The 588-nt window shown below is 57.8% G+C and carries 1 pseudogene; it reads left to right on the forward strand.

Annotated features, from left to right (window positions below):
• Nucleotides 1–426 (forward strand): annotated as a pseudogene (locus NW837_RS10830) (hypothetical protein); the annotation flags it as partial.
• Nucleotides 427–588: the final 162 nt, after the last annotated feature.

A 588-nucleotide genomic window follows, 5' to 3' on the forward strand; every position in this document is an offset into this window, starting at 1 on the left:
GCACAGACTCTGGAGAAACCGACGCTGGAAGCCTTGGAGGATTCCGTTGAGGGGAATGTTGACCCTGTTCTGCCCTCAGAACCTGCCTTGCCCCCCCAGGCTGTCCCCACCTCCGCCCGTACGGGACCCTTTCGGGTCGGCAATCGCACGCCCCATCCGGTTCGGCTGGTGATCTTGATGCGCAGCGGCGAACGGATGATCAATCCGGAAACGGCCCACTGGGACTTTGCCCCTGGAGAAGGGGGCAGCGAAGGATTGCTGCTGAGCTTGGGAGAAGAACCGCTGCAAATCGGCCCCGGAGACATTGTGGTGGCTTTCGCCTTGGATGGAACCCGCCGCTATTGGGGGCCCAATGTGGTGGGAGAGTCTCTGGCCCCGTTTTGGGATGGGGAGAGCGGCTCCTGGTCGATGATCTTGCAGCCTTAGGGTGCTCCCCCTTTGGCCCAGAAGAGTGAGGAATGGAGAAGTTGCCCCAGAGGAGTTTGAGGTGACCGCTGCAAATGTCCAAGCTGCGCGCGGAGCATGACTCTAGTCAATAATAAGCTCAACTATACTGAAAATAATGTATAATATGTTCAGTACGGATTA

The organism is Synechococcus sp. R6-10 (genome assembly GCF_047461815.1).
Lineage (GTDB): Bacteria > Cyanobacteriota > Cyanobacteriia > Thermostichales > Thermostichaceae > Thermostichus.